Source organism: bacterium, from assembly GCA_021372535.1.
In the GTDB taxonomy this organism is placed as follows: Bacteria; Latescibacterota; Latescibacteria; order Latescibacterales; family Latescibacteraceae; genus JAFGMP01.
The window spans coordinates 1-5053 of record JAJFUH010000035.1 but is presented as its reverse complement, the minus strand read 5'-3'; the positions used below and the strand labels follow the sequence as shown (position 1 = coordinate 5053).

Annotated in this window: 3 protein-coding genes; all 3 read left to right on the top strand. The window is 49.1% G+C overall.

The features are described from left to right. The first annotated feature begins 265 nt into the window (after positions 1 to 265). Positions 266 to 1639 carry an MBOAT family protein gene (locus tag LLG96_03250; GenBank protein MCE5249216.1) on the top strand — a complete coding sequence of 458 codons (1374 nt, stop codon included), beginning with the start codon at positions 266 to 268 and terminating at the stop codon, positions 1637 to 1639. Continuing rightward, a complete protein-coding gene (locus tag LLG96_03245; protein ID MCE5249215.1) occupies positions 1611 to 2714 on the top strand; it encodes a hypothetical protein in 1104 nt (367 codons plus the stop codon). Before LLG96_03250 ends, LLG96_03245 begins: the two co-directional genes overlap by 29 nt. A gap of 686 nt (positions 2715 to 3400) precedes the next feature. Further along, on the top strand, positions 3401 to 5053 hold a 1653-nt coding region (locus tag LLG96_03240), incomplete at its 3' end, for a DUF4838 domain-containing protein (protein ID MCE5249214.1).

The following is a 5053-nucleotide window of genomic DNA, read 5'->3' as shown; positions in this document are numbered from 1 at the left end:
TAAGCATGTCCCCGAATTATTAATCGGGGATCAGCACTTCGTGCCGACCCTTGACAGCTTATATCCACGTAAATGGTGTTTATAACAACTTAAATGACATTAAAAAGGGCAAAGAAATCATCGTATTCCTAAATATTTTTTAAAAAAAAACATAATAAGGTGCTAAAATACATTTGCTTCTGAAATCTTAAATTGTTATTATTGATTCTGTACAATCAATCCCTTGTTCGATTCACAACCTTATCCTGTTGGAAATAATTCGGATATGCCGTTCAACACCTGGATTTTCGTCGTTTTCTTTATTGTTACCCTGCTCGTTCTGATAGCGCTGAAACGGACAAAATTCTGGGTTACATGGCTCCTCGTCGCATCATATTTCTTTTACGGCTGGCTGAATCCGCTCTATCTCATACTCATCGGCTATTCAACTATAGTAACATATGTTACATCGCTGCGGCTTGACGGTCCCCGCAAGAAAATCTGGCTCGGTATCAGCATAGCGAACAGCCTTCTTTTGCTCGGTTTCTTCAAATATGCGGCATTTACCGTCCAGAATCTGAACCATATTTTCCAATTCATGCATGTTACGGCACAAATACCCAAACCCGGATTTCTTCTGCCTGTCGGCATATCGTTCTATACCTTTATAAGCATGGGATACATCATCGACGTCTACCGTCAGAAAGTACCCGCCGAACGAAATTTCATACGGGTTGCATCGTTCATCTCGTTCTTCCCGTACCTTCTCTCGGGCCCGATCGAACGCGCAGGGAATATGCTCCCGCAGCTGTCCGCGCCGCCATCAATCACCCGTGACAACATCACCGAGGGGCTTTCCCTTTTTATCGTCGGCCTCTTCAAGAAAATCGCCCTCGCAGACTTTCTGGCGATCTATGTCAACAAGGTTTACGGCGATCCCACACAGTATGCCGGACTGGCTCCGCTTTTGGCGACATATGCCTTTGCATGGCAGATTTACTTCGATTTCAGCGGCTATACCGATATGGCCAGAGGCGCCGCACGGATGATGGGGTTCAACCTCATGCTCAATTTCAACAATCCCTATCTGTCCACCACTCTCGGCGAATTCTGGGGCAGATGGCATATCAGCCTGTCAAGCTGGTTCAAGGATTACCTTTATATTCCGCTCGGCGGCAACCGTCACGGCCGTTTCAACACCTATCGGAACATGATCATTACCATGCTTATCGCGGGATTCTGGCACGGCGCGGCATGGAACTTCATCATATGGGGAGCGCTCCATGCAACCGGCCGCACGTTTACGAGAGAACTCGAACGGACACGGTTTTACAGCGAACGAATCCCGAAGATTTTCAAGCAGATATTCATATTCCATTACGTCTGCGTGACGTGGATATTTTTCCGGGCAGAAACATTCGGGAAAGCGATCACCATACTCAGAAAGATATTCACCTTTACGCTGACCGATCCACGGTTTTCGATCGCGGCACTCCTGTTCATAGCTGCCGTTCTGCTCTACCAGTTCATGTACGAATCGGGACTGCGCAGATTTCTCGAGCTGTCGGCGGTTAAAATCGTTCTTATGGTTTCAATGATTGTTTACATGATATTTTTCAGGACATCAGGGTATGAAATCTTCCTCTATTTCCGTTTCTAACGCCATGGTTCTCTCCCTCAGGGAGTGGATAATAACCATCTTCGCGGTTGCAGTCATATGCTCCGTTATTTACTATGGCTGGAACTCATGGGAGTCGTTCACACCCGGTCCCGATCATCGCGAGACCTGCTGGGCGGAACGTCAGAGCGATTACTGGGCATACAACCGGTGGATCCGGTACGCCAGGGAACACTACAAGGTTCTGCTCCTCGGCGACTCCGTAATCTGGGGGCAGGAAGTCCCGAACACCGGAACGATATCCCACTATATCAATGAATATTACGGAAAAGAGCTCGTCGCCAATCTCGGCAATGACGGCCTTTTTATGGCGGGTATAAACGGCATCGCACATTACTGGGGCGATAATCTGAGCAATACCAATATCCTGCTCCAGCTGAGCCCTCTCTGGGTGCTCAATCTTCGCCGTGACCTCCGTGAGGACAAAAAATACAATTATCATCATCCCCGGCTCATTCCGCAGTTCAGCAGACGGATCAAGTATCACCACGATCTTAACACGCGGCTCGGTTATTTTATCGAGCGGTATTTACGCCTGTTTCCCTTTGTCCGTCACCTTATGGCAAACTATTACGACAATAAAAGCATATCCGGCTGGATGATGGATAACCCGTACAGTAATCCGTTCAAGGCAATCACGTTCGTGGCTACACCTGTGATGGCCGAATCCCAGGGCCAGGGAATAAGCTGGGAATTAAAGAAAGTAAAACCCTCCGACGAGCCTTTTGTCCCGCTTTCCGAATCTATTCAGTGGGGTTTATTCACCGACGCCATACAGAAATTCAGGGAAAAGAACACGCGTGTGTTTGTCCTTATCGGCCCGTTCAATCAGTATATGCTCACTCCGGAAAGCCAGCAAAGGCTTTTTGCCACGGTTGAGGATGCCAAGAAAGACCTCGACGCCATGGGCGTTCCCTATTTCGACTCATTCAAAATCGGGATTCCGAGCAATGAATATGGCGATTCCTGCCATCTGCTGAATGAAGGGCATATGAGACTCGCCCATGCGCTCCTCGATGACGAGAGTTTCAAACAATGGCTCGCAGAGATCAAATAGATCGAACCTGATCGAAGCCACAACCAGATAGAAAAAGGGCACAATGCATTGTGCCTCTACGTTTACAATATCGGGATCGGTGGTTTTTTCCGTGTCTCCGTGTTTCCGTGTTTCCGTGTTTACGTGTCGCTGTGTTTTATTTTTTTCATTCAATCCCCTGTCCAAATCAGGGGGTTTTTTTTCTTTCTTTAAGAGGGCTGTGAAAAAGTATATTTTTCACGAGCCCTATAACGAAATGTGTTGTTTTGTTACTGTAAAGGGCATGTAAATCGGCACTTCGTGCCGACCCTTGACAGCTTATATCCACGTAAATGGTGTTTATCACAACTCTTTTAATGAGTTGCCGAGAACTGACTTTCCGTACCTTTTTTTAGTTTCCAAACCGATAGTAACCTCAACTGTTCTTGTGTATAAACACAATTATTTATTCGTTAATTGCTGATTGCGTGATATATTTCACTATAGAATCCATTTTATTATAGGATTTTACTCTATCTTTTTACTTTTTCTCTCTATATATTGGAAAAAGGTGAGAAAGAATCTTTTTCGCACTCGATACCCGTATGTGTAAACGGGAATCAGAAACGGTCTTTAACAGATTATATCCGTTCATGTTTTTTACCAGGTATGCAATCAACAGATCTTTCCATTTCTCATAATCCACACAATCATAAGGCGGGAGAAACATGAAAAGCAGTCCGGGCGGCAGGTTTCGTGCAGGTTTTCCGCTCATGGTTCTCACTGTTCTGTTCGGGTTTTCCTGCGGCAGTAACGGCCTTTTCACTCTCGCCGAGAAAGGGAAGAGCGTCTATGTCATCGTTCTGAGCGATGCGGCGTCACCCTCCGAGCGTCATGCGGCAAACGAGCTTCAGGGATTCATCCGTCTCGCTTCAGGCGCCGAGCTTCCCATTGTCACCGAAAACGATTCCCGTTCGCAGAAGTCGCCCCGTATCTGCGTGGGCCCGGGAAAAATCTCCGATGCGCTCCTGGCGAAAGGGAATCCGGTTGATTTCAAGGCTCTCGGTGACGAGGGATTCATCCTGCGCACCGTGAAAGAAGGCGGTTCACGGTCGGATGTGGTAATCGCAGGCGGCAAACTGCGGGGAACCATGTATGGAGTCTATACGTTCCTGGACCATCTGGGTTTCCGCTGGTACACGAACCGAATCACCCGCTTCCCCGAGGGAAAGGCGCTGAAATCGCCGGTTCTCGATGAACAGAAAATTCCGCCGTTCATGTATCGCGAACCGTTCATAAAAGAAGCGTTCGACGGCGACTGGGCGGCCCGTAACCGTGTGAATTCCGGAGCGGCGGCGCTCGATTCCACCCGCGGCGGCAAGCTCACCGTCCTCGGGGTACATACCTTTGACCAGCTCATTCCAACCTCGCTTTTCAGGACGCATCCCGAATATTTTCCCCTCATCGGCGGAAAACGGGTTACCGGCTATGTCCAGCGCTGCCTGACCAATCCGGAGGTAGTGAAAATCGCGGCTGAGAACATGATCGCCTGGATGGACAGCGAGCCCGACCAGCGAATCTTCTCCCTCGATCAGAATGATGTGGAAAAAAACTGCGAATGCCCGGCCTGTAAAAAGATCATGGAAGAAGAATGCGCACCGTCCGGGCTGTATGTCACCTTCGTGAATCAGGTGGCCGAGATTGTAGAGAAGAGGCATCCGGAAAATTATATAAGCACCCTCGCCTACATGTTCACCGAGAAACCCCCGAAAACGGTGAAGCCCCGTAAGAACGTCATTATACGCCTCTGCCCCATCTACATGTGCGCAGGGCACCCGTTCACCGAATGCACATCGGAAGAGACGAAACAGTTCAATGAAACCCTCGCCGGCTGGGGAAAGCTGACCGACCGTATTTTCATCTGGCACTATGCCACCGATTTCTCCAATTACCTCATGCCATTCCCCAACTTCATCGAATTTACCGAAGCGATAAAGACCTATTCAGGGAGCGGAGTGAAGGGGATTTTCCTTCAGGGCGCCTACACGAGTCCCGGCAGCTCCGACGCCGACCTGCGGGCATGGGTCATGGCCCGTCTTCTGTGGAATCCTTCGGACAATCCCGATTCCCTGGTGAACGAGTGGATGCACGGCATCTACGGAAACGCGTTCGTTCCGATGCGGGCGGTGTACGATCTCATGCACACCAGGGTCAAGGATCCTAATCTTCACCTGCGGATATTCGACGCCCCGACACACGAACTCTGGCCCGATTCTGTGATTGCGGGTATGGACAGCCTCTATACATCGGCGGAATCTCTCGCGGCGGGAGACTCCACCGCCCTGTACTATGTCCGTAAAAACCGGATGTCGGTAAAATAT